This window comes from Hydrogenophaga sp. SNF1, assembly GCF_034421675.1.
Lineage (GTDB): Bacteria > Pseudomonadota > Gammaproteobacteria > Burkholderiales > Burkholderiaceae_C > Hydrogenophaga > Hydrogenophaga borbori.
In genome coordinates, this window is sequence record NZ_CP139793.1 from 1,689,457 (window position 1) to 1,712,740 (window position 23,284).

Genomic DNA, 23,284 nt, shown 5'->3' on the forward strand with positions numbered 1-23,284 from the left:
CCGATTCGCGCACGGCGGGGCCCGGCCCGCGCAGGCCGCCTCGCCCCACCGACTGCGCTTCCTTCCTTTCTTGTGAACCGATGCCGGAGGGCACGATGGATGCGTTCGTCCGTACTGTTCATCGCTGGCTGCTCGCGCTCTCGTGTGTGGGCATGCTCGCGGCTTTTGTCTCCGTCTCGCTGGGCATCCTGGCGCGCCTGCTGCGCTGGGACATGGCCGGGCTGGACGCTTACGCGGGCTACGCCATCGCGGCCTCGCTGTTTCTGGCCCTGCCGGCCACGCTGCTGCGTGGCGAGCACATCCGCGTGACGCTGGTGCTGGAGCGCCTGCCCGGCTGGGGGCGCGCCGCCATGGAGTGGTGGTGCCTGCTCGCGGGCACGGCGCTGTCGTGCTACCTGAGCTGGTACGCGGCGCGCCTGGTGTGGGTCTCGCGCGTGACGCACGACGTCTCGCCGGGCGCCGACGTGACGCCGCTGTGGATCCCGCAAACCGCCATGGCCGTGGGCTGCGCGGGCCTGGCTCTGGCATTCCTGCAGGTGGTGCTGCACCGCTGGCGGGGCACCGATCTGTTGGCGCCGGGCGCGGCTGCCCGCACCGAATGAACCCACCCAAGGAGCCGCTGTCATGGACGCCGTGATCGCATTGACCCTCATCGTGCTGTTGTTTGCCGTGCTCGGGTCGGGCCTGTGGATCGGCCTGTCGCTGCTGGGCGTGGCCCTGGTGGGCATGGAGCTGTTCACCCAACGCCCGGTGGGCGACAGCATGGCGCTCACTGTGTGGGGCTCCACTTCGAGTTGGACGCTGACCGCCTTGCCGCTGTTTCTGTGGATGGGGGAAATTCTGTTCCGCAGCAAGCTGTCCAACGACATGTTCAAGGGCCTGGCGCCCTGGCTCAACTGGCTGCCCGGCCGTTTGCTGCACACCAACGTGGTGGGGTGCGCGATCTTTGCGGCCATTTCAGGCTCGTCGGCCGCCACCTGCGCCACCATCGGCAAGATCACGCTGCCCGAACTGAAGAAGCGCGGCTACCCGGACGCTCAAGCCATCGGCACCCTCGCGGGCGCGGGAACGCTGGGCCTGTTGATCCCGCCCTCGATCATCATGATCGTCTACGGTGTGGCGGCGAACGTGTCGATCGCCAAGCTCTTCCTGGCGGGCGTGGTGCCGGGCGTGATGCTGGCCGTGCTGTTCAGCGGCTACATCGTGGTCTGGTCTCTGCTCAACCGGGAGCGCCTGCCGGGCAAGGAACCGGCGACCTCGCTGCGGCACAAGCTTCACGCCTCCCGCCATCTGATTCCGGTGGTCACGCTGATCGCGCTGGTGCTGGGTGGCATCTACAGCGGCATCGCCACCGCCACCGAAGCGGCGGCGCTCGGCGTGGCGGGCTCGCTGGTGCTCTCGCGCCTGGAAGGCTCGCTGAACTGGGGGAGTTTTCGCGAAGGCCTGGTGGCGGCCTGCCGCACGTACTGCATGATCGGTCTGATTCTGGCGGGCGCGGCCTTCCTCACGCTGGCCATGGGCTTCATCGGCCTGCCGCGCCAGGTGGCCGAGTTCATTGGCGGCCTGCAGCTCTCGCCCTTCGCGCTCATGCTCTTGCTGGTGCTGTTCTTCATCGTGCTGGGCTGCTTCCTGGACGGCATCTCGATGGTGGTCCTGACCATCGCCGTGCTGCTGCCCACGGTGCAGGCGGCGGGCTTCGACCTCATCTGGTTCGGCATCTTCATCGTGCTGGTGGTGGAGATGGCGCAGATCACGCCACCGGTGGGCTTCAACCTCTTCGTTCTGCAGGGGCTGACGCAGCGCGAGGTGACCTGGATCGCGCGCACGGCGCTGCCACTGTTCACGCTGATGATGGCGGCCGTTCTGCTGACCTACGTGGTGCCGGAGCTGGCGCTTTGGCTGCCCTCGCGCATGCAGGGCTGAGAGACAGCCTGGCACGCGACTCGCTACGATCCGTGGGATTCATTCCCGCGTGAATGCGGCTTTCTTCCCTGTTTCCCTTTCACGGCGCACGCGCCCGACCGACATGACCTCAACGCAAGACCCCCGCTGGCAGTTCTGGATCGACCGCGGCGGCACCTTCACCGACATCGTGGCCAAGCGGCCCGACGGCACGCTCACGACGCACAAGCTGCTGTCCGAGAACCCCGAGCAATACCGCGACGCCGCGGTGGCGGGCATCCGCTACCTGCTGGGCCTCAAGCCCGGGGAGCCGGTGACGCCCCGCCAGGTGGCCTGCGTGAAGATGGGCACCACGGTGGCCACCAACGCGCTGCTGGAGCGCAAGGGAGAGCCCACGCTGCTGGTCACGACGCGCGGCTTCCGCGACGCGCTGCGCATCGCCTATCAGAACCGCCCGCGCCTGTTTGACCGCCACATCGTCTTGCCCGAGCTGCTCTACAGCCGCGTGATCGAAGCGCAGGAGCGCGTCGGCGCGCACGGCGAGCTGATCAAAGCGCTGGACGAGGCGCACCTGCGCGAGCGCCTGTGGGCCGCTTTTGATGCCGGCCTGCGCAGCGTGGCCATCGTCTTCATGCACGGCTACCGCTACACCACCCACGAGGCCGCTGCCGCGCGGCTGGCCAGCGAGATTGGCTTCACGCAGGTCAGCACCTCGCACGAAACCAGCCCGATGATGAAGTTCGTGAGCCGGGGCGACACCACGGTGGTGGACGCCTACCTCTCGCCCATCCTGCGCCGCTACGTGGACCAGGTGGCGGGCGAGATGCCGGGCGTGCCGCTGTTCTTCATGCAGAGCAGCGGCGGCCTGACCGACGCGCACCGTTTCCAGGGCAAGGACGCCATCCTCTCGGGCCCGGCGGGCGGCATCGTGGGCATGGCCCGCACAGCCACCCTGGCCGGGCACGACAAGGTGATCGGCTTCGACATGGGCGGCACCTCCACCGACGTGTCGCACTACGCGGGCGCGTTCGAGCGCGAGTTCGAGACCCAGGTGGCCGGCGTGCGCATGCGCGCGCCCATGATGAGCATCCACACCGTGGCGGCCGGTGGTGGCTCCATTCTCAGCTTCGACGGCTCACGCTTTCGCGTCGGCCCCGAGAGCGCGGGCGCCAACCCCGGCCCCGCGAGCTACCGCCGCGGCGGGCCGCTGGCCGTGACGGATGCGAACGTGATGCTGGGCAAGATCCAGCCCGCTCACTTTCCGAAGGTCTTCGGTCCGCAGGCCAACGAGGCCCTAAGTGCCGAGGCCGTGCGCGCGAAGTTCGATGAACTGGCGCAGCAGACGGGGCGCACCGCCGAGGACGTGGCCGAGGGCTTCATCCGCATCGCCGTGCAACAGATGGCCAACGCGATCAAGAAGATCTCGGTGGCGCGCGGCTACGACGTGACGCGCTACACCCTGCAGTGCTTCGGCGGCGCGGGGGGGCAGCACGCCTGCCTGGTGGCCGACGCGCTCGGCATGGGCCGCGTGTTCGTGCACCCGCTGGCCGGCGTGCTGAGCGCCTATGGCATGGGCCTGGCCGATCAGAACGTGATCAAGGAGCAGGCGGTGGAGCGCGTGCTGGAGGCCGGCGCGCTCGGCGCGATTGCCGGGCAGCTCGAGGCGCTGGCCCAGGCAGCGGGCGAGGAGCTGCGCGCCCAGCAGGTGAGCCAGGGCGAGGTGCAACTGCACCGCCGCGTGCACGTGCGCTACGAGGGCAGCGACGCCGCGCTCATCGTGCCCTTCGGCGAGCTGGCGGCGATCGAGTCGGCCTTCGAGGCGGCCTACCGCCAGCGCTTCGCCTTCCTCATGCCCGGCAAGCGCCTGATCGCCGAGGCGGTGTCGGTGGAGGCCGTGGTGGCGGGCGACGCGCCCGCCGAGCCGCGTCACGCCCTGCACGAGCCGCGCGAGGTGCCGCGCCGCGACACGGTAAGGCTGTACGCCGAGGGCCAGTGGCAGGACGCCGCGCTGGTGGTGCGCGAGGACCTGCGCCCGGGCGACGTCATTCCCGGCCCGGCCATCATCGCCGAGAAGAACGCCACCACCGTGGTGGAGCCGGGCTGGGAGGCCCAGCTCACCGCGCTGGACCACCTGGTGCTGGAGCGGCGCGTGCCGCGCGCGGCGCGCCACGCCGTGGGCACCACGGTGGACCCGGTACTGCTGGAGGTGTTCAACAACCTGTTCATGAACATCGCCGAGCAGATGGGCCTGCAGCTGCAGAACACCGCCTACTCGGTGAACATCAAGGAGCGGCTGGACTTTTCCTGCGCGCTGTTCGACGCCGAGGGCAACCTGATCGCCAACGCGCCGCACATGCCGGTGCACCTGGGCTCGATGGGCGAGAGCATCAAGACCGTGATCCGAAAGAACGCGGGGCGCATGCAGCCGGGCGACGTGTACGTGCTCAACGACCCGTACCACGGCGGCACCCACCTGCCCGACGTGACGGTGATCACGCCGGTCTACATTGGCGGCGCCGACCAGCCGACCTTCTATGTGGGCTCGCGTGGCCACCACGCCGACATCGGCGGCACCACGCCGGGTTCCATGCCGCCGTTCTCCACGCGCATCGAGGAAGAGGGCGTGCAGATCGACAACGTGAAGCTGGTGGAGGGCGGTCGCCTGCGCGAGGCCGAGATGATCGCGCTGCTGCAGAGTGGTGAGTACCCCAGCCGCAACCCGCAGCAGAACATGGCGGATCTGAAGGCACAGATCGCCGCGAACGAGAAGGGCGTGCAGGAACTGCGCAAGATGGTCGAACAGTTCGGCCTGGACGTGGTGCAGGCCTACATGCGCCACGTGCAGGACAACGCCGAGGAATCGGTGCGCCGCGTGATCACGCGCCTGAAGGATGGCCAGTTCACCCTGCCGCTGGACAACGGCGCGCAGATCCAGGTGGCGGTGCGCGTGAATGCCGCCGAGCGCAGCGCGCGCATCGACTTCACCGGCACCAGCCCGCAGCAGACCAACAACTTCAACGCGCCCACGGCGGTGTGCATGGCGGCCGTGCTGTACGTGTTCCGCACGCTGGTGGACGACGACATTCCGCTCAACGCGGGCTGCCTCAAGCCGATCGAGGTGATCATCCCGCCGGGCTGCATGCTCAACCCCAACCCGCCGGCCTCCGTGGTGGCGGGCAACGTGGAGACGTCCACCTGCATCACCAACGCGCTGTACGGCGCGCTGGGCGCGATGGCGGCGAGCCAGTGCACGATGAACAACTTCACCTTCGGCAATGCGCGCCACCAGTACTACGAGACGATCTCGGGTGGCAGCGGCGCGGGCGGCGTGACGGACGAAGCGGGCCGCCTGATCGATGGGTTCAACGGCACGTCGGTGGTTCAGACGCACATGACCAACTCGCGCATGACGGACCCCGAGGTGCTGGAGTTCCGCTTTCCGGTGCGGCTGGAGAGCTACCAGATCCGCCAGGGCTCGGGCGGTGCGGGTCGCTGGCATGGCGGCGACGGGGGCGTGCGCCGCGTGCGCTTCCTGGAGCCCATGACGGCGAGCATCCTGTCCAACGGGCGCGTGCACCCCTCGTTCGGCATGGCCGGTGGCCAGCCGGGGGCTCTGGGCCTCAACCGCGTGGTGCGCGCCGACGGGCGCACGGAAGAACTCAAGCACATCGGCCAGGCCGAGATGGCTGCGGGCGACATCTTCGAAATCCACACGCCGGGCGGCGGTGGGTACGGGCAGGCCTAGAGCTCTTCCACGCGGCGGGCCGGGTAGCTGTCCCAGGCCTGGCAGCCCGGGCACTGCCAGAAGTGCTGGCGCGCCTCGAAACCGCAGGCCGCGCAGCGGTAGCGCCGCAGCGGGCCGCTGGCGTGCTCCAGCGCGCGCTGCACGCTGGACTGGGCCTGCGGGTTGGACAGGGTTTCGCCCGCCAGCCACTGGCTGGCGATCACGAGCGAGGGCTCGGCTTCCAGGTGGCGCAAGTACATGCCGCGCGCGCCCTCGGGCTGGGGCGCCAGGCGGGCCAGGGCTTCGGTCACGTCGATGGAGGGCGCGCGCGCCTGGGCGTTGCCCAGGGTGCGCAGCACGGGATCGGTGCGGCCGGTCTGCTGGGCCAGCTCGGCCATGGCGCGCGCGGCCAGCGGCAGGGCGGCGGGCGCCTGTTCGGCCAGGGCCAGCAGGTCGTCCAGGGCGCCTGCCGCGTCGCCCTGCTGGTTGCGCAGGGCCGAGCGCGCCATCCAGCCGCGCGCCAGCGTGGGTGCGCGCCGCACGGCCTCGTCGAGCAGGGCACGCACGCGCTCGGCCTGGCCCTCGCGGTGCGCGAGCTCGGCCAGTTCGCACAGGTAGTGGGCCACGCGCGTGGTGAAGGCGCCGTGTTCCGCCGAGTCGAGCTTTTCGGCGATGGCGCGGGCTTGCGCCCAGTCGCGCGAGCGTTCGTAGATGCCCAGCAGGGCCAGGCGCGCCTCGTTCTCGAAGGCCGTGCCTTCGAGTTTGCTCAGCGCAGACTCGGCGCGGTCGAGCAGGCCGGCCTTGAGGAAATCGAGCGCCAGCGCGTGCTGTGCGCGGTCGCGCTCCTTGCGGTTGAGGTCGGCCCGCGAAAGCAGGTGTTCGTGCACGCGCACGGCGCGGTCGTAGTCGCCCCGGCGGCGGAACAGGTTGCCCAGGGCGAAGTGCAGCTCGGTGGTGTCGGGGTCGCCCTGCACGGCCTCGATGAAGGCGTCGATGGCCTGGTCCTGCTGTTCATTGAGCAGGTGGTTCAGGCCGCGGAAGTAGGCCTTGGGCGCCTGCCGGCCTTCGATGCGCCACTGGCGCAGGTCCAGGCGCGAGGCCACCCAGCCCAGCGCGAAAGCCACCGGCAGGCCCCAGAGCAGCCAGGTCAGGTCAAAGTCCATGCCGGCGATCGACGGGGTCTTGTGGCATCAGCGTGGTTTCGCTGCCGAACAGGGTGGTGTGGCCGCGCTGGCGGTGCCGGCGGGCGCGCAGCCACAGCGGCAGCATCACGATGACGCCGAGGAACACGCCGATGAGCAGCACCAGCAGCAGCACCAGCACCAGCGGCGCCTCCCAGCTGTGGCCGAAGAACAGCTTGAGCGTGACGCTGTCCTGGTTGTTCAGCGCGAAGGCGAAGAGGACAAAAAAAATGGCCGCGTTGAGCAGCCACATGAGGTACTTCAAAACATCCCCTCAAGTGGTGGGGGACGATTGTAGCGAGGGGGTATCAGCCGGTGCGCCGCTGGTCCTCGTGCTGCTGCATGAGGGCGGTGCGCTCGTCGACCTGCTCGCGCAAGGCCTTGCCGGGCTTGAAGTGGGGCACGCGCTTCTCGGGAATCATCACGCTCTCGCCCGAACGCGGGTTGCGTCCGATGCGAGGCGAGCGGCGATTGACCGAGAAACTGCCGAAGCCCCGGATCTCGATGCGGTGGCCCTTCACCAGGGCATCGCCCATGGCGTCGAGGATCGCCTTGACGGCGAACTCGGCATCGCGGTGGGTGAGCTGGCCGAACCGGGCGGCCAGGGCTTCGACAAGATCGCTGCGGGTCATTGGGCGCGGATCAGCGGCCGTTGCTGTTGTTGTCCAGCTTGGCGCGCAGCAGGGCGCCCAGGCTGGTGGTGCCGGCATTGCCTGCGCTCTGGCTCAGGCTGGCCATGGCTTCCTGCGCGTCGGCGTTGTCCTTGGCTTTGATCGACAGCTGGATGTTGCGCGTCTTGCGGTCGACGTTGACGACCACGGCCGACACTTCGTCGCCTTCCTTGAGCACGTTGCGGGCATCTTCCACGCGGTCGCGGCTGATTTCCGAGGCGCGCAGGTAGCCGAGCACGTCTTCGCCGAGGTCGATTTCGGCGCCCTTGGCGTCCACGGTCTTGACCTTGCCGGTCACGACGGAGCCCTTGTCGTTCACCGACACGAAGGTGGTGAACGGGTCGCCGTCGAGCTGCTTGATGCCCAGGCTGATGCGCTCGCGCTCGACGTCGATGGCGAGCACCACGGCCTCGACTTCCTGGCCCTTCTTGTAGTTGCGTACGGCTTGTTCGCCGGCTTCGTTCCAGGACAGGTCGGACAGGTGCACCAGGCCGTCGATGCCGGCGGCCAGGCCGACGAACACGCCGAAGTCGGTGATCGACTTGATCGGGCCCTTGACGCGGTCACCGCGCTTGGTCTGCTCGGCGAACTCGTGCCAGGGGTTGGCGCGGCACTGCTTCATGCCCAGGGAGATGCGGCGCTTGTCTTCGTCGATGTCGAGCACCATGACCTCGACCTCGTCGCCCAGCGACACCAGCTTGGACGGGGCCACGTTCTTGTTGGTCCAGTCCATTTCGGAGACGTGCACCAGGCCTTCGATGCCGGGCTCGAGTTCCACGAACGCGCCGTAGTCGGCGATGTTCGTGACCTTGCCGAACATGCGGGTGCCCTGCGGGTAGCGGCGGCTCACGCCCAGCCACGGGTCGTCGCCCATCTGCTTGAGGCCCAGCGAGACGCGCTGCTTCTCGGTGTCGAACTTGAGGATCTTGGCCGTGATTTCCTGGCCGGCCTGCACCACCTCGCTGGGGTGGCGCACGCGGCGCCAGGCCATGTCGGTGATGTGCAGCAGGCCGTCGATGCCGCCGAGGTCCACGAACGCACCGTACTCGGTGATGTTCTTGACCACGCCGTGCACGATGGCGCCTTCCTTCAGGGTTTCCATCAGCTTGGCGCGCTCTTCGCCCATGGAGGCTTCCACCACGGCGCGGCGGCTCAGCACCACGTTGTTGCGCTTGCGGTCGAGCTTGATGACCTTGAATTCCAGGGTCTTGTTCTCGTAGGGCGTGAGGTCCTTGGTGGGACGGCTGTCGACCAGCGAGCCCGGCAGGAAGGCGCTGATGCCGTTGACCATGACCTTGAGGCCGCCCTTGACCTTGCTGGTGGTGGTGCCGGTGACGAATTCGCCCGACTCCAGGGCCTTTTCCAGGGCCATCCACGAGGCCAGGCGCTTGGCCTTGTCGCGCGACAGCAGCGTGTCGCCGAAGCCGTTTTCGACGGAGTCGATGGCCACGGACACGAAGTCGCCGACCTGCACTTCGAGTTCGCCTTGGTCGTTCTTGAATTCGGACAGCGGAACGTAGGCTTCCGACTTCAGACCGGCATTGACCACCACGTGGTTGTGTTCGATGCGAACGACCTCGGCGGTGATGACTTCGCCCGCGCGCATTTCGGCGCGCTTGAGGGACTCTTCAAAGAGGGCGGCAAAAGATTCAGACATTGGGTTTTCCTGAAACCGCTTGGTGTCGGCGCACGGAGGCCCGCAGGGGGCGGCGCGGGTGACGACGGGTGGGCGGCGTAGCGTTGTGCCGTGTGGAACACGGCGGGTTGGTTGACGATCCCTGGGACCTGCGGACGGGGAACATCCGGCGGGGTCTTCGGGGCCTGGGGGTGGCTTGCTCAGCGGACCGGGAAAGCCTGTTGGCCGTGCCAGCGATTCAACACGAATTGCACCGATTGCTCGATGTCCAGTTCGGAGTTGTCCAGCAGCACCGCGTCTTCGGCCGGCTTCAGGGGAGCGTGCGCGCGGTTCATGTCGCGTGCGTCGCGCGCCTTGAGATCGGCCAAAAGGTCGTCGAGTATAGCCGGTATTCCCTTTGAAATCAATTGCTTATGGCGGCGCTGGGCGCGCTGCTCGGCACTGGCCGTGAGGTAGATCTTCAGCGGGGCGCCGGGGAAGATGACGGTGCCCATGTCGCGGCCGTCGGCCACCAGCCCGGGCAGGTGGCGCATCTGCAGCTGCAGGTCGACCAGGGCGGCGCGCACCTGGGGCACGGCCGAGACGCGCGAGGCCGCCATGCCGGCGGGTTCGGCGCGCAGGGCCTCGGTGACGTCCTCGCCCTCCAGCCAGGTCTTGCCGGGGGTGAAGCGCACGTCCAGGCCGGCGGCCAGGCGACCCAGTCGCTCGGCGTGGGCGGGTTCGCGCAGGTCGGCCTCGGTGGTGGACAGGCCCTCGCGCTCGGCCGCCAGGCCCACCAGGCGGTACAGGGCACCGGAGTCGAGCAGGTGGTAGCCCAGGCGCGAGGCCAGCTCGGCCGCCAGCGTGCCCTTGCCGGAGGCGGTGGGCCCGTCGATGCAGATGACGGGGATGCGCTCGGCCGGCGTGTGGCAGACGCCGAACAGGGTTTCGAAGTAGTCGGGGAAGGTTTTGCCCACGCACTTGGGGTCTTCGATGCGCACCGGCAGACCCGCGGGGTTGAAGGCCGCGAGCGAGAAGCACATGGCGACGCGGTGGTCGTCGTAGGTGTGGATGCTCGCCCGCCGCCATCCGTGGGCCCCGACGCTCCCCACTGCGTGTGGTTCGCTGCCCCCCGAGGGGGCTGCCCCGCCTTGGGGCGGCCCGGCGGCGGGGCCCGCGGGCGGCGTGATGCGGATGAAGTCTGCGCCTTCTTCAATGGTGGCGCCGAGCTTGCGGCCTTCGATGGCCATGGCGGCGATGCGGTCGGTTTCCTTCACGCGCCAGCTGGCGATGTTGCGCAGCGTGGTGGTGCCGTCGGCGTACAACGCCATCACGGCCAGGGTCATGGCCGCGTCGGGGATGTGGTTGCAGTCGAGGTCGATGGCCTTGAGCGGCCAGGCGCCGCGGCGCACGCGCAGGCGGTTGCCGTCGCCCTCGACCTCGGCGCCCATGAGCCGCGCGGCCTCGATGAAGCGGATGTCGCCCTGGATGGAGTCCGTGCCCACGCCTTCGATCACGACGCCGTCGGTACCCGGCGTGGCGGGCGCGATCGCGCCCAGCGCGATGAAGTAGCTGGCCGAGGAGGCGTCGGCCTCGACGGCGATGCGCCCCGGTGAGGCGTAGCGGCTGCCGCGCGGGATGGTGAAGCGCTGCCAGCCCTCGCGCCGCACGTCCACGCCGAAGCGCTGCAGCAGCTTGAGTGTGATCTCGATGTAGGGCTTGGAAATGAGCTCGGTGGTGACTTCGATCACCGCGTCCCGCTCCTGCGCCACCAGCGGCAGCGCGAGCAGCAGGGCGGTGAGGAACTGGCTGGAGACGTCGCCGCGCACGCGGATGGGCTCGTCCAGGCGCAGCGGGTGCATGGTGCCGTCGCCCAGGCGCAGCGGCGGGTAGCCCTCGTTCTGCAGGCAGGCCACCGGGCAGCCGAGCTGGCGCAGGGCGTCGATCAGGTCGCCGATGGGGCGCTCGTGCATGCGCGGCACGCCGGACAACTCGAAGCGCGCCCCCTGGGCCGCGGCCAGGAGCGACAGCGCGGCCGTCAGCGGGCGCATGGCGGTCCCGGCATTGCCCAGAAAGAGGGCGGCCTTGCGCACCGGCAGCCGCCCGCCCAGGCCCTGCACGCGCACGCTGGCGGGGCCGGTCTCTTCGATGGCGCAGCCCAGCTGGCGCAGGGCCGCGAGCATCACGCGCGTGTCGTCGGAGTCGAGCAGGTCCTCGACCAGGGTGGGGCCTTCGCTGAGCGCTGCCAACAGCAGCACGCGGTTGGAGATGCTCTTGGAGCCGGGCAGGCGCACTCGGCCGCCGGCGCTGATGAGGGAAGGGAGGTCGAGGCTGGGGATGTCGAACATGCGCGGTCGGCGGCTCAGCCCTGGGGCTTGACGGCCGTCATGCGCCAGCCGGCGCGCGCTTCGCTGGCCTGGTCGATCAGGGTTTCGAGCGCGTCGGGGTCGTTGTTCTTGATCGCCGCCTCCAGCTCCTGCAGGGCGCGCAGGAAATGGCGCGACTGCGAGACCAGCTCTTCCTTGTTGGACAGCAGGATGTCGCGCCAGACGGCGGCGTCGCTGGCCGCGATGCGCGTGAAATCGCGGAAGCCGGGACCCGCCAGGGCCAGGAAGTCCTTGCCCTCGTCCTGTTTCTGGATGGCGTTCATGAGCGCGAAGGCCAGCAGGTGCGGCAGGTGGCTGATAGCCGCATAGGCGGCGTCGTGCCCCTCGGGCGTCATGCGCTTGACCTGGCAGCCCAGGGCGCGCCAGACCTTCTCGGCCTTGTCCAGGTGCGCGGGCAGGGTGCGCTCGATGGGCGTGAGGATGACCTGGCGGCCGGTGTAGAGGTCGGGGTCGGCGTGGTCCACGCCGGCCAGTTCCTTGCCGGCGATGGGGTGCGCCGGCACGAACACGCCCACCTGCTCGCGCAGCACGCGGCGCGCGGCGTCGATGACCTCGCGCTTGGTGGAGCCCACGTCCATGATGAGCACGTCGTTGCGCACCAGGTGGCGGATGGCCTTGAAGGTGGCCTCGGTGGCGGCCACCGGCACCGCCAGCAGCACCAGGTCGGCGCCTGAGACGGCGAGCAGCGCGGACGGCGCTTCCACGTCGATCACGCCGAGCTGGCGCGCTCGTTCGGTGGTGGACGGCGACTTGCTGTAGCCCACCACGCGCTTGACCAGGCCAGCGCGCTTGAGCGCGAGCGCGAAGGAGCCGCCCATGAGGCCGCAGCCGATCAGTCCGAGTTGCTCAAACATCATTCCGTCACCGGGTAGGCGCCCAGCACCTTGTAGAAGGCGCACAGGCGTTGCAGTTCGTCGAGCGCCGCCGCGACGTGCGGCTGCGAGGGGTGGCCGGCGAGATCGATGTAGAAGTAGTACTCCCATTGACCGGACTTGGCGGGGCGCGACTCGAAGCGCGTCATGGACACGCCGTGCTGCTTGAGCGGCACCAGCAGGTCGTGCACGGCGCCGGGGCGGTTGGGCACCGACACCACAAGGCTGGTGCAGTCGCGCCCGCTGGCGGGCGGCATGGCCAGGGTCTGCGGCAGACAGATGATGGCGAAGCGCGTGCGGTTGTAGGCCTCGTCCTGCACCGCGTGCGCGACGATGTGCAGGCCGAACTGCGCAGCGGCGCGCTCGCTGGCCAGGGCGGCGAAGCGCGGGTCCTCGGCGGCCAGGCGCGCGCCCTCGGCGTTGCTGGAGACGGCGCGGCGCTCGGCGTTCGGCAGGTGCTGCGACAGCCAGCCCTGGCACTGCGCGAGCGCCTGCGGGTGGGCCATCACGACCTCGATGCCCTCGAGCGAGGCCTCGCGGCACAGCAGGTTGTGGCGCACCAGCAGGCTCACCTCGCCCACCACGTGCACGGGCGAGCGCAGGAACAGGTCGAGCGAGCGCGCGACCACGCCTTCGGTGGTGTTCTCGACGCCGACCACGCCGAACTGGGCCGTGCCGGCAGCGGTGGCGTGGAAGACTTCGTCGAAGCTGGCGCAGTGGATGAGGTTGGCGGCGCTGCCGAAGAACTCGATCGCCGCCTGCTCGCAGAAGGTGCCCTGCGGACCCAGCACGGCCACGCGCTGCGGCGTCTCCAGCGCGAGGCAGGCCGACATGATCTCGCGCCAGATGGCGCCCACGTGCTGGTTGAGCAGCGGGCCGGGGTTCGCGGTCTGGATCTTCTCGATGACCTGGGCCACGCGGTCCGGGCGGAAGAAAGGCGAGCCTTCCTGGCGCTTGAGCTCGCCGACCTTTTCGGCCACCAGCGCGCGCTGGTTCAGCAGTGTCAGCAGCTGCTGGTCGATCGCGTCGATCTGGACGCGCAGTTCGCCCAGGGCTTCGGATTGTTGCGGTGAAGCTGCCATCGGATCAGGCCATTTCCTTTTCGAAGTCGCGCAGGTAGTCCACCAGGGCCTGGACGCCTTCGATGGGGATCGCGTTGTAGAGGCTGGCGCGCATGCCGCCGACCGATTTGTGCCCCTTGAGCTGCAGCAGGCCGCGCGCCTGCGCGCCGGCCAGGAAGGCCTCGTTGCGCGACTCGTCCTTCAGGAAGAAGGGCACGTTCATGCGCGAGCGGCAGTCGGGCGCGACGCGGTTTTCGTAGAAGGGCGACTGGTCGAGGAAGTCGTACAGCAGCCTGGCCTTGGCGATGTTGCGCGCCTCCATGGCCGCCACGCCGCCCTGGCGCTTGAGCCACTGGAAGGTCAGGCCCGCGATGTAGATCGCGTAGGTGGGCGGGGTGTTGTACATCGAGGCGTTGTCCGCCACGGTCTTGTAGTTGAAGGCGCTGGGGCAGATGGGTAGGGCATGGCCGAGCAGGTCCTCGCGCACCACCACCAGCGTGAGGCCGGCGGGTCCCAGGTTCTTCTGCGCGCCGCCAAAGGCCAGGCCGACGCGCGACCAGTCCACGGGGCGCGAGGCCACATGCGAGGAGAAATCGACCACCAGCGGCGCGTCGCTGCCCAGGGCCTTGAGGTCGGGCAGCGCCTGGAACTCCACCCCATGGATGGTTTCGTTGCTGCAGATGTGCACGTACTGGGCGTCGGGCGAGAGTTGCCAGCTGGCCGGCGCGGGCAGGGTGGTGTGGCGGCTGTCGGCGTTGCTCGCGGCCAGATGGGTCTGCGCGTAGCGCCCGGCCTCCTTCAGCGAGTTCTGGCTCCAGCCGCCCGTGACCACGAAGTCGACCACGCCGCCGCGCGACAGGTTCATCGGCACGATGGCGTTCTCGGCCAGGCCGCCGCCCTGCATGAACAGGATCTTGAAGTGCGAGGGCACGGCCAGCAGCTCGCGCAGGTCGGTCTCGGCCTGGGCGGCGATTTCGCCGAAGGCCTTGCCGCGGTGGCTCATTTCCATCACGCCCATGCCGGTACCGTGCCAGTCGAGCATCTCGCGTGCGGCGATCTCGAGCACCTCGACCGGCATCGCGGCCGGACCAGCGGAGAAGTTATAGGGCCGCGCCATCACGCGGCCGGCGCGGCGTCGCCGCTGTCGGGTTCACCACCCTCGGGAACGTTGGCGTCGTTTTCGACGATGCGCTGCAGGCCGGAGAGTTCGTCGCCATCGTCCAGCGAGATCAGCGTCACGCCTTGCGTGGCGCGGCCCATTTCGCGGATCTCGGCGACACGCGTGCGGACCAGCACGCCCTTGTCGGTGATCAGCATGATCTGGTCCTCGGTGTGCACCAGCGTGGCGGCCACGACCTTGCCGTTGCGCTCGCTCTGCTGGATGGCGATCATGCCTTTGGTGCCCCGGCCATGGCGCGTGTACTCGCCGATCGGCGTGCGTTTGCCGTAGCCGTTGACGGTGGCGGTGAGCACGCTCTGCGTCTCGTCCTCGGCCACCAACATGGCGATCACGCTCTGGCCGTCCTCTAGCATCATGCCGCGCACGCCGCGCGCGTTGCGGCCCATGGGGCGCACGTCGTTCTCGTCGAAGCGCACAGCCTTGCCGCCGTCGGAGAACAGCATCACGTCGTGGCGGCCGTCGGTGAGCGCAGCACCGATGAGGTAGTCGCCTTCGTCCAGGTCGACGGCGATGATGCCGGCCTTGCGCGGGTTGCTGAATTCATCGAGCGCGGTCTTCTTGACCGTGCCGCCCGCCGTGGCCATGAACACGTAGTGGTCGGCGGGGAAGCTGCGGAACTCCCCGGTGAGCGCCAGCACCACGTTGATCTTCTCGCCCTCGGCCAGCGGGAACATGTTCACGATGGGCTTGCCGCGCGAGCCGCGCGAGCCGCTGGGCACTTCCCAGACCTTGAGCCAGTACAGGCGGCCGCGGTTGGAGAAGCACAGGATCCAGTCGTGCGTATTGGCGATGAAGAGCTGGTCGACCCAGTCGTCTTCCTTGGTGGCCGTGGCCTGCTTGCCGCGCCCGCCGCGCTTTTGCGAGCGGTACTCGTTGAGCGGCTGGCTCTTGATGTAGCCCGAGTGGCTCAGCGTGACGACCATGTCGGTCGGCGTGATCAGGTCCTCGGTGGCCAGGTCCTGGGCGTTGTGCTCGATCTCGCTGCGGCGCGCGCCCAGCTTGGTCTGGCCGAACTCCTGCTTCACCGCGATCAGTTCTTCACTGATGATGATCGAAACGCGCTCGGGCCGGGCCAGGATGTCGAGCAGGTCGTCGATCTCGGCCATCACGCCCTTGTACTCGGCGACGATCTTGTCCTGCTCCAGCCCGGTTAGGCGCTGCAGGCGCATCTGGAGGATTTCCTGGGCCTGCGTGTCCGACAGGCGATACAGGCCGTCGCCCTGCATGCCGTAGCCGCGGTCCAGGCCCTCGGGTCGGTAGTCGTCGGCATTGATGGTGCCGCCATCGGCCCTGGCGCGCGTGAGCATCTCGCGCACCAGCTGGCTGTCCCAGCTGCGGGTCATCAGCTCGGCCTTGGCCACCGGCGGCGTGGGCGACTCGCGGATGATGCGGATGAATTCGTCGATGTTGGCCAGGGCCACGGCCAGGCCCTCGAGCACGTGGCCGCGCTCGCGCGCCTTGCGCAGGTTGAAGATGGTGCGCCGCGTCACCACCTCGCGGCGGTGCTCCAGGAAGACCGTGACCAGGTCCTTCAGGTTGCACAGGCGCGGCTGGCCATCCACCAGCGCGACCATGTTGATGCCGAAGGTGTCCTGCAGCTGCGTCTGCTTGTACAGGTTGTTCAGGACAACCTCGGGCACCTCGCCGCGCTTGAGCTCGATCACCAGGCGCATGCCGGATTTGTCCGACTCGTCCTGGATGTGGCTGATGCCCTCGATCTTTTTCTCGTGCACCAGCTCGGCCATGCGCTCCTGCAGCGTCTTCTTGTTGACCTGGTAGGGCAGCTCGTCAACGATGATGGCCTGGCGCTGGCCGCGGTCGATGTCCTCGAAGTGGCACTTGGCGCGCATCACCACGCGGCCGCGGCCGGTGCGGTAGCCGTCCTTCACGCCCTGCACGCCATAGATGATGCCGGCGGTGGGGAAGTCGGGCGCCGGGATGATCTCCATGAGTTCGTCGATGGAGGCCTCGGGGTTCTTCAGCAGGTGCAGGCAGGCGTCCACCACCTCGTTGAGGTTGTGCGGCGGGATGTTGGTGGCCATGCCCACGGCAATGCCGGCGCTGCCGTTGACCAGCAGGTTGGGCAGGCGCGTCGGCAGCACCAGAGGCTCTTTCTCGCTGCCGTCGTAGTTGGGGCCGTAGTCGACGGTCTCCTTGTCGATGTCGGCCAGCATCTCGTGGGCGATCTTCGACAGGCGGATCTCGGTGTAACGCATGGCCGCGGCGTTGTCGCCATCGACCGAGCCGAAGTTGCCCTGACCGTCCACCAGCATGTGCCGCAGGGAGAAGTCCTGGGCCATGCGCACGATGGTGTCGTACACCGCCAAGTCGCCGTGCGGGTGGTACTTACCGATCACGTCGCCGACGATACGGGCCGATTTTTTGTAGGGCCGGTTCCAGTCGTTGTTGAGCTCGTGCATCGCATAGAGCACGCGCCGGTGCACCGGCTTGAGACCGTCGCGGGCGTCTGGCAGGGCGCGGCCCACGATCACGCTCATGGCGTAATCGAGGTAGCTCCTGCGCATCTCCTCTTCCAGACTGATGGGCAGTGTTTCTTTGGCGAATGAGGTCATGGAAGAAGGGCGCGTGTTGGGTCTCGGCAAGGCAACGGAAGATTTTAATCGGCGCCAATCGGGCACCTGCCTTGGCCTTCATGTTGTACCTGGGCAACGGATGTCGCGTCAGGTTCGTAGGCGTTGTCTGATCTTGGAGCCCCGGGATTGGCGCGATCGTCCTTGTGGCACAATGAGTCGAGCGTTTTGGAGTGCTCACATCCAGGCGCCTCTATATCTAAATACGTCACGCAGGTCGTCTGCGGCTTACCTAGAGGAAAACCATGAAGAAACTCAACCGAGTGGCAATGCTGTTTGCAACCGCCGCCATGGCAACGGCTGCTGGCGCCCAGACCATCGACAACTGGCGCAATGGCACCAGCGAGCTGGTGTGGAAAAACGGCACCAACGAACTCTGCTGGCGTGACGCCTCCTGGACCCCCGCGACCGCTGCCAAGGGTTGCGACGGCGCCATCGTGCCGGCGGCCGCTCCGGCCCCCGCACCGGCCCCGGCTCCTGCACCCGCCGCCGCTCCGGCCCCGAAACCCGCGCCCGCCGCCGCCCCCGTGGCCCCCGCTGCCACCAAGGTGACCTACGCCGCCGACGCCTTCTTCGATTTCGACAAGGCCGTGCTCAAGCCCGAGGGCAAAGCCAAGCTGGACGACCTGGCTGGCAAGGTGAAAGGCATCAACCTCGAGGTCGTGATCGCCGTGGGCCACACCGACTCGACCGGTAAGGCTGCCTACAACCAGACCCTGTCGGTTCGCCGCGCCGAAGCCGTGAAGGCTTACCTGGTGAGCAAAGGCATTGAAAGCAACCGCATCTACACCGAGGGCAAGGGCCTGACCCAGCCGGTGGCCGACAACGCCACCCGCGAAGGCCGCGCCAAGAACCGCCGCGTGGAAGTCGAAGTGGTCGGTACCCGCAAGAACTGATCGATTCGATCGTTCTCAAAGAACCGCGCTTCGGCGCGGTTTTTTGTTGTCTTCTCGATAATTGCCCAATGACTGCGCAAACGAATGCCGATCCGGCCGAACTGGCCAAATTTTCCGACCTCGCCCACCGCTGGTGGGATCCCGATGGCGAATTCAGGCCCTTGCATCAGATCAATCCGCTGCGCATGGCCTGGATTGATGGAATTGCGCCATTGAAGGGTCAGCAAGTGCTCGATGTGGGGTGCGGCGGCGGCATCTTGTCCGATGGCATGGCGCGGCTGGGCGCCGACGTGCTGGGCATTGACCTGGCGTCCAAGGCCTTGCGCGTGGCCCAGCTCCATGCCCTGGAGGCGGGCACGTCCGGCGTGCGCTACCAGGAGATCAGCGTCGAGGAACTGGCGCGCGAGCGGCCGGAGAGCTTCGATGTGGTGACGTGCATGGAGATGCTGGAGCACGTGCCCGATCCGTCCTCCGTGGTCCGCGCCTGCGCCGCGCTGGTGAAGCCGGGCGGGCACGTGTTTTTCTCGACGCTCAACCGCAACCCCAAGGCCTTCCTTTTCGCCATCCTGGGGGCCGAGTACGTGCTGGGCCTGCTGCCGCGGGGCACGCACGAATACGCGCGCTTCATTCGGCCGAGCGAGCTCGCGGCCCATTGCCGTGGCGCCGGACTGGCGCTGGAGCACACGCGCGGCATGGAATACAACCCGCTCACGCGGCGCTACTGGCTTAGCGGCGACACCAGCGTGAACTACCTGTTCGGCACACGGAAGGTCTGAGCGGTGGGTCAGCGCTTCAATGGCCTGCAGGCCGTGCTGTTCGATCTGGACGGCACTCTGCTCGACAGCGCGCCCGACCTCGGCGGTGCGGCCGAGAGCCTGCGCGAGGCGCGCGGCTTGCCGCCGCTGCCGATCGGCTCGTACCGTGCCCATGCCGGCGCGGGCGCGCGCGGCATGCTGCGCGTGGCGTTCGATATGGCGCCCGATCACCCGGAGTACGCGGCCCTGCGCTTGGCCTTCCTGGACGCCTATGAGGCGCGCATGCTGCAACTCACGAGGCCCTTCGACGGCGTGCCAACGCTGCTGGAGACCTTGAGCGGCGCGGACATGCGCTGGGGTGTCGTGACGAACAAGGCCGAGCGCCTCACCCACCCCATTGCCCGGTCGCTGCGCCTGTTCGACGCGGCGGGGGCCATCGTCTGCGGCGACACCACGCCGCACGCCAAGCCCCATCCCGCGCCGCTGCTGGAGGCGGCTCGGCGCCTGGGGGTCGATCCCGGGCGGTGCGTCTACGTGGGCGATGATGAGCGCGACATCCAGGCCGGGCGTGCCGCCGGCATGCGCACGGTGGCCGCCCGCTATGGTTACCTGGGCCCTGGCGCCGACGTCCAGGCCTGGGGCGCCGATGCGCAGATTGATGCACCACTCGAGGTCTTGAATCTGATCGAACTGCCCTAAAATCCCATCTTCCTGGGGCTGCACCGGTTTCGACGTGGGTTCGGACGCGCAGCAGGGCATGCCGAGGTTCTGTCACCTCGTAAATCCGCAGAAACAAACCAACTGCCAATACTGAAGCAGCAAACGACAAAGCTTTCGCCCTCGCGGCCTAAGTAGAGTCGTTCGGGGCTTAACCTCCCCGATCCTCGCAACAGCTCGTCGATGGGCTGCGCCGAGGGCCGCAAGGCCCGAAGCCGCGAGGTCATTCACATCGACTGGTTCCGCGCCGGGCAGCTTGGCGTGGAATGAGATCCAAGGCTGCTGGTCGACCGGGTAGCGTGCCACTGCGCGATCCGGCCGGCGAGACCCAAAACAGACGGCTACGCATGTAGAACTGCTCGAAGAAGGCTTGCGGACGGGGGTTCAATTCCCCCCAGCTCCACCACCCTTTCCGCCCGTGGGCCGCTGGCCCGCGGGCCCGCGCTGTTTCAAGCGCCGACGCCTGTCCCAGCGCACGCGCAGGCGCCACGCCGCATGTGCGATGGCGTACGCCAGCAGGCCGCAAGCGACGGCCAGGATCGCCAGCCCCACGAACAGCGGTTTGCCGACCTGGCCGATCTGCGCCAGCCAGCGCTTGAACCGATCGACCAGGCCCAGCCGTTCGGCCACCGGGTCGGGCGTGACGGTCAGCTCTTCCACGAGGCGCTCTTCGCTCATGGCCGGCGGCTGAGCGGCTTCGTCCTCGCCCAGCACGGCCTTGCCGAGCCGGTAGGCCACGTAGTACACGGGCCCGAAAGTGACCGGGTTGGTGACGAAGGTGCTGGCCATGGCCACCGGCAGGTTGGCGCGCAGCACCACGGCCAGGGTGGCCGCCACGGGCATCTGGGCGATCGGGATCAGCAGGCCGAAGAAAACGCCCAGCGCCACGCCCAGGGCCACGCCCTTGCGGCTCAGGTGCCACAGGCGGGGATGGGCCATGAACGGCGCCAGCCAGCGCAGCCAGCGGTTGCCAAGGATGGTCTCGGGCGTGGGCAGCCAGGCCTTGAGCTTTTGTGAAAAACGGGATGTCACGGGGAAAGGCGGCAGACGAGGGGGGGCGGCGGTCTCTCACCGATCCGGCCAGGCGCAGCGAGTTCGCGCGGAGCGCCTGGCGCCATTGTCGTGGCCTGTCGCCTCAGTAGACTCGCGGCCCATGAAACGCTTGGAAGAGTTGCTTTTCACCCAGGGCTTCGGCACCCGTCGCGTGTGCCGCGGCCTGGTGCAGCAGGGGCGCGTGCGCGTCGGTTCGCCGCCGCAGCCTTGCCTGGACCCCGACGCGCTGTTCGAGCCGCAGGGCTTCGCGTTCGAGGTGGAAGGGGTGCCCTGGACCTGGCACGAGCGCGCCTACCTGGCGCTGCACAAGCCCGCTGGCTTTGAGTGTTCCCAGCGTCCCGGCGCGCACCCCAGCGTCTATACCCTGCTCCCCGCGCCGCTGCGCCAGCGCGGCGGTGGCGCGGCCGCAGGGGTGCAGGCCGTCGGCCGGCTCGACCACGACACGACGGGGCTGCTGCTGCTGTCCGACGACGGCGCGTTCATCCACCGCCTCACCTCGCCCCGCCACCACGTGCCCAAGGTGTACGAGGTCAGCTTGCGCCACGGCATGGACGGCCCGGCCTGTCAGCGGCTGCTCGACGGTGTGGTGCTCGACGACGATCCCCGGCCGGTGCGGGCGGCCGGCGCGACCTTGGTGGACGCTCACCACCTGCGGCTGGTGCTCACCGAGGGCAAGTACCACCAGGTCAAGCGCATGGTGGCCGCGGTGGGCAACCGCGTGGAGGCGCTGCACCGTTCGGCCATTGGCGCGTTGAGCCTGCCGCCGGATATGGCCCCGGGCCATTGGCGCTGGCTCACGCCAGAGGAAGTGCAGGGTTTGCGCGGGCGCTGAACGGCGCGCCGCGCGGGCCGTTCAGAGCAGATCGCCCTTGCGGCTGTCCAGCGGCATCAGGAAGGAATTGTTGTCCTGCCACTGCGAGTGGTAGTCGCTGCTGCGCGCGTCGGGCACGCTGTTGGGCCAGCTGGACAAGGGGTTGAAGTCGCTGTGCGAGCGCGTGCTGCGCTGGCGGTTGAGCGCGCTTCGCAGGTTGGTCTGGGCCGCGATGATGGCGCGCTCTTCCATCTCGCGTTCACGCATGGCGCGGTTGAGTTCGGATTCACCCAGGAACTCGGCGCGGATCTCGGCCACCGTGGGCAGGCTGTTGGAGCGCACCACCCAGTACGGCAGGCCGATCTGGCTCAACAGGGAATGCTTGAGCGCGCGCGTGCTGCGGGGAATGCCCGCAGGACCCGGCACGTCCAGGCAGCCGATGACGCGGCCATCGGACTTGCAGACGGTGAAGGTGCAGTACACACCGCCCAGAAGCCGGTACCACTCCATACCTTCCTCGCGTTGGCGGGGCAGGGTGAAGCGCGTCACCGGCAGCTTGATCATGACGTGGTGGTCGTAGAAGGCCCGCGCCAGCCAGTGCCAGACGCGGGCTTCCTCGCTGTTGGCCAGCGGACGCCCGGTCAGCGGCCAATGCTTGGGCAGGCGGCGCTTCTGCCGCGCCTGGCGCTCCGCCCAGGCCCGATGCGCCAGCGCACCCACCGCCAGCAGGGCGGGTACGAGGGCGGCGATCAGCCAGGGGTGGGTCCAGATGCTCATGCGTTGGGGTCAGGGGCGACCAAGATGTATCAAAGTGTATAGAGGTGCCGGACGCGCCGGGTATCCGCCTTGGGGCAAAGCCGGGCCGCTCGTGATTTGTTTGGTGATTTGGCGGCCAGGCTGTGGTCTGCAGGCTGCGGGGCGCGGGGTGGGAACGGGGCGGGCGAGGCGATTGTGGGGTGGGATGGGGCGCGCTCCCTCCCTCAGAGAAAGGAATCCCCGCTCAGGCCGTGATGGAAGACCGGAACCAGTGTTCAAGTGCCTCGGTGAGTTCGTGTGGTTTGTCACGGTGCGGGCTGTGTCCGCAATCCTGAAGGGTCAGGACGTCGGCGTGGGGCACTTGTTCCCGCACGCGATGTAACTGTTGCAGCGTGCCGTATTCGTCCTGCTCGCCCTGCACCAGGAGCAGCGGGGCGCGGATGTCCGCGCAGGCGCCCAGGATGTCGAAGTCGCGAAAGGCCGGGCTGAGCCAGATGTCGTTCCACTGCCAGAAGGCGTTGTCCACGTCGCGGTGGTAACGGGCCAGGCGCTGGCGAAGGCCGCGCGGGTCGTCGTGCGTGGCCAGGTACTGGTCGCGCGCCTGGGCTATGGACCGAATGGACACGTCTTCGACGAAGGCGTGCGGTGCGATGGCGACGCAGCCCGCCACCGGGTACCGGCTGGCGTGCAGCAGGGCAATGGTGGCCCCGTCGGAATGGCCCACGAGCACCGGTTCGCGCAAGCCCAGTCGGGACAGCAGCAGGGGCAGCACCTCGAAGGCCTCGCGGTGCATGTAGTCGGGCTCGTGGCGGCCGATGTGCCAGAAGCCGTCCTGGCGCGGCGTGCCGCGCACGTCGGCCACCGGGTCCGATTGGCCGTAGCCGCGGCGTGAGAACAGCCAGCCGGCGCGCCCGCTGGCGCGGCACAGCGCTTCGGGCCAAAACAGGTTCCGCTGGGTCCACATGGCGACGCTGCCCAGGCCTTCGTGCAAGAACACCAGGGGGGCGGGGCCGGATGGACCAGGAATGTGGGCGGCCTCCAGCCGCACGCCGTGAATGTCGATGCGATCCATGGGCGACATCCTAGCGGCCGGTTGGTCGGCGCTTGCGGGT

Annotated in this window: 19 protein-coding genes and 1 other RNA gene; 8 read left to right on the forward strand and 12 right to left on the reverse strand. The window is 68.5% G+C overall.

Translation table 11 applies throughout. The annotated features are described in order from the left end of the window. The first annotated feature begins 95 nt into the window (after positions 1–95). The 3 genes from SOM08_RS08195 (at position 96) to SOM08_RS08205 (ending at position 5,647) form a co-directional block, all read left to right on the forward strand. Positions 96–602: a TRAP transporter small permease gene (locus SOM08_RS08195; protein ID WP_322470486.1), complete on the forward strand. Its 507-nt coding sequence runs from the start codon at positions 96–98 to the stop codon at positions 600–602. A gap of 22 nt (positions 603–624) precedes the next feature. Further along, entirely contained in the window at positions 625–1,923 is a 1,299-nt protein-coding gene (locus tag SOM08_RS08200; protein ID WP_322470487.1) for a TRAP transporter large permease subunit, read from the forward strand. A gap of 103 nt (positions 1,924–2,026) precedes the next feature. Continuing rightward, entirely contained in the window at positions 2,027–5,647 is a 3,621-nt protein-coding gene (locus SOM08_RS08205) for a hydantoinase B/oxoprolinase family protein (RefSeq protein ID WP_322470488.1), read from the forward strand. Here the strand turns inward: SOM08_RS08205 and lapB are convergent. From lapB to gyrA, 9 genes are all read right to left on the reverse strand, one after another. After that, complete coding sequence (gene lapB, locus SOM08_RS08210) at positions 5,644–6,789, reverse strand: lipopolysaccharide assembly protein LapB (protein ID WP_116957592.1); 1,146 nt, start codon at positions 6,787–6,789, stop codon at positions 5,644–5,646. The genes SOM08_RS08205 and lapB overlap by 4 nt on opposite strands. Continuing rightward, positions 6,779–7,072, reverse strand: a complete 294-nt coding sequence (locus tag SOM08_RS08215; RefSeq protein ID WP_116957593.1) for a LapA family protein — start codon at positions 7,070–7,072, stop codon at positions 6,779–6,781. Before SOM08_RS08215 ends, lapB begins: the two co-directional genes overlap by 11 nt. A gap of 43 nt (positions 7,073–7,115) precedes the next feature. Beyond that, positions 7,116–7,439: an integration host factor subunit beta gene (locus SOM08_RS08220; protein ID WP_070398191.1), complete on the reverse strand. Its 324-nt coding sequence runs from the start codon at positions 7,437–7,439 to the stop codon at positions 7,116–7,118. Positions 7,440–7,449: 10 nt separating this feature from the next. Further along, the gene (gene rpsA / locus SOM08_RS08225) at positions 7,450–9,135 is read right to left on the reverse strand and encodes a 30S ribosomal protein S1 (RefSeq protein WP_116957594.1); all 1,686 of its coding nucleotides are present in this window, start codon (positions 9,133–9,135) and stop codon (positions 7,450–7,452) included. A 179-nt stretch (positions 9,136–9,314) separates the two neighbouring features. Continuing rightward, positions 9,315–11,441 carry a bifunctional 3-phosphoshikimate 1-carboxyvinyltransferase/cytidylate kinase gene (locus tag SOM08_RS08230; RefSeq protein WP_322470489.1) on the reverse strand — a complete coding sequence of 709 codons (2,127 nt, stop codon included), beginning with the start codon at positions 11,439–11,441 and terminating at the stop codon, positions 9,315–9,317. Positions 11,442–11,455: 14 nt separating this feature from the next. Beyond that, the gene (locus SOM08_RS08235; RefSeq protein WP_116957596.1) at positions 11,456–12,334 is read right to left on the reverse strand and encodes a prephenate dehydrogenase; all 879 of its coding nucleotides are present in this window, start codon (positions 12,332–12,334) and stop codon (positions 11,456–11,458) included. Continuing rightward, a complete protein-coding gene (gene pheA / locus SOM08_RS08240; RefSeq protein WP_116957597.1) occupies positions 12,334–13,434 on the reverse strand; it encodes a prephenate dehydratase in 1,101 nt (366 codons plus the stop codon). The genes SOM08_RS08235 and pheA overlap by 1 nt, the downstream gene beginning before the upstream one ends. Before the next feature lie 4 nt (positions 13,435–13,438). Then, positions 13,439–14,530 carry a 3-phosphoserine/phosphohydroxythreonine transaminase gene (serC, locus tag SOM08_RS08245; protein WP_322470490.1) on the reverse strand — a complete coding sequence of 364 codons (1,092 nt, stop codon included), beginning with the start codon at positions 14,528–14,530 and terminating at the stop codon, positions 13,439–13,441. Further along, a complete protein-coding gene (gene gyrA, locus SOM08_RS08250) occupies positions 14,530–17,166 on the reverse strand; it encodes a DNA gyrase subunit A (RefSeq protein WP_322470491.1) in 2,637 nt (878 codons plus the stop codon). The genes serC and gyrA overlap by 1 nt, the downstream gene beginning before the upstream one ends. A 263-nt stretch (positions 17,167–17,429) precedes the next feature. Here gyrA and ompA point away from each other — a divergent pair, with 263 nt between their 5' ends. The 4 genes from ompA (at position 17,430) to ssrA (ending at position 19,958) form a co-directional block, all read left to right on the forward strand. Beyond that, complete coding sequence (gene ompA, locus SOM08_RS08255; protein WP_070398184.1) at positions 17,430–18,080, forward strand: outer membrane protein OmpA; 651 nt, start codon at positions 17,430–17,432, stop codon at positions 18,078–18,080. Between the two features lie 68 nt (positions 18,081–18,148). Then, positions 18,149–18,856: a bifunctional 2-polyprenyl-6-hydroxyphenol methylase/3-demethylubiquinol 3-O-methyltransferase UbiG gene (gene ubiG, locus SOM08_RS08260; RefSeq protein ID WP_116957600.1), complete on the forward strand. Its 708-nt coding sequence runs from the start codon at positions 18,149–18,151 to the stop codon at positions 18,854–18,856. A gap of 3 nt (positions 18,857–18,859) precedes the next feature. Further along, positions 18,860–19,534 (forward strand): HAD-IA family hydrolase, encoded by a 675-nt coding sequence (locus SOM08_RS08265; protein ID WP_322470492.1) that lies wholly within the window; start codon positions 18,860–18,862, stop codon positions 19,532–19,534. Between the two features lie 14 nt (positions 19,535–19,548). Continuing rightward, positions 19,549–19,958, forward strand: a transfer-messenger RNA (tmRNA) gene (gene ssrA, locus SOM08_RS08270). Here the strand turns inward: ssrA and SOM08_RS08275 are convergent. After that, entirely contained in the window at positions 19,937–20,584 is a 648-nt protein-coding gene (locus tag SOM08_RS08275) for a DUF2062 domain-containing protein (protein ID WP_245980792.1), read from the reverse strand. The two genes, ssrA and SOM08_RS08275, sit on opposite strands and share 22 nt — an antisense overlap. Positions 20,585–20,705: 121 nt before the next feature. Here SOM08_RS08275 and SOM08_RS08280 point away from each other — a divergent pair, with 121 nt between their 5' ends. Beyond that, on the forward strand, positions 20,706–21,437 hold the full coding sequence (locus SOM08_RS08280) for a 16S rRNA pseudouridine(516) synthase (RefSeq protein WP_116957602.1): 732 nt from the start codon (positions 20,706–20,708) through the stop codon (positions 21,435–21,437). A gap of 21 nt (positions 21,438–21,458) precedes the next feature. On the opposite strand, the gene SOM08_RS08285 is transcribed toward SOM08_RS08280, so the two are convergent. Then, positions 21,459–22,193 (reverse strand): DUF2726 domain-containing protein, encoded by a 735-nt coding sequence (locus tag SOM08_RS08285; RefSeq protein ID WP_070398180.1) that lies wholly within the window; start codon positions 22,191–22,193, stop codon positions 21,459–21,461. 223 nt (positions 22,194–22,416) lie between these two features. Next, positions 22,417–23,244 (reverse strand): alpha/beta fold hydrolase, encoded by an 828-nt coding sequence (locus SOM08_RS08290; RefSeq protein ID WP_116957990.1) that lies wholly within the window; start codon positions 23,242–23,244, stop codon positions 22,417–22,419. Positions 23,245–23,284 lie beyond the last annotated feature (40 nt).

Coding starts and splice junctions, on each gene's coding strand:
- SOM08_RS08195 (WP_322470486.1), top strand. CDS start 96: ATGGATGCGTTCGTCCGTACTGTTCATCGCTGGCTGCTCGCGCTCTCG.
- SOM08_RS08200 (WP_322470487.1), top strand. CDS start 625: ATGGACGCCGTGATCGCATTGACCCTCATCGTGCTGTTGTTTGCCGTG.
- SOM08_RS08205 (WP_322470488.1), top strand. CDS start 2,027: ATGACCTCAACGCAAGACCCCCGCTGGCAGTTCTGGATCGACCGCGGC.
- lapB (WP_116957592.1), bottom strand. CDS start 6,789: ATGGACTTTGACCTGACCTGGCTGCTCTGGGGCCTGCCGGTGGCTTTC.
- SOM08_RS08220 (WP_070398191.1), bottom strand. CDS start 7,439: ATGACCCGCAGCGATCTTGTCGAAGCCCTGGCCGCCCGGTTCGGCCAG.
- rpsA (WP_116957594.1), bottom strand. CDS start 9,135: ATGTCTGAATCTTTTGCCGCCCTCTTTGAAGAGTCCCTCAAGCGCGCC.
- SOM08_RS08230 (WP_322470489.1), bottom strand. CDS start 11,441: ATGTTCGACATCCCCAGCCTCGACCTCCCTTCCCTCATCAGCGCCGGC.
- SOM08_RS08235 (WP_116957596.1), bottom strand. CDS start 12,334: ATGTTTGAGCAACTCGGACTGATCGGCTGCGGCCTCATGGGCGGCTCC.
- pheA (WP_116957597.1), bottom strand. CDS start 13,434: ATGGCAGCTTCACCGCAACAATCCGAAGCCCTGGGCGAACTGCGCGTC.
- serC (WP_322470490.1), bottom strand. CDS start 14,530: ATGGCGCGGCCCTATAACTTCTCCGCTGGTCCGGCCGCGATGCCGGTC.
- gyrA (WP_322470491.1), bottom strand. CDS start 17,166: ATGACCTCATTCGCCAAAGAAACACTGCCCATCAGTCTGGAAGAGGAG.
- ompA (WP_070398184.1), top strand. CDS start 17,430: ATGAAGAAACTCAACCGAGTGGCAATGCTGTTTGCAACCGCCGCCATG.
- ubiG (WP_116957600.1), top strand. CDS start 18,149: ATGACTGCGCAAACGAATGCCGATCCGGCCGAACTGGCCAAATTTTCC.
- SOM08_RS08280 (WP_116957602.1), top strand. CDS start 20,706: ATGAAACGCTTGGAAGAGTTGCTTTTCACCCAGGGCTTCGGCACCCGT.
- SOM08_RS08285 (WP_070398180.1), bottom strand. CDS start 22,193: ATGAGCATCTGGACCCACCCCTGGCTGATCGCCGCCCTCGTACCCGCC.
- SOM08_RS08290 (WP_116957990.1), bottom strand. CDS start 23,244: ATGGATCGCATCGACATTCACGGCGTGCGGCTGGAGGCCGCCCACATT.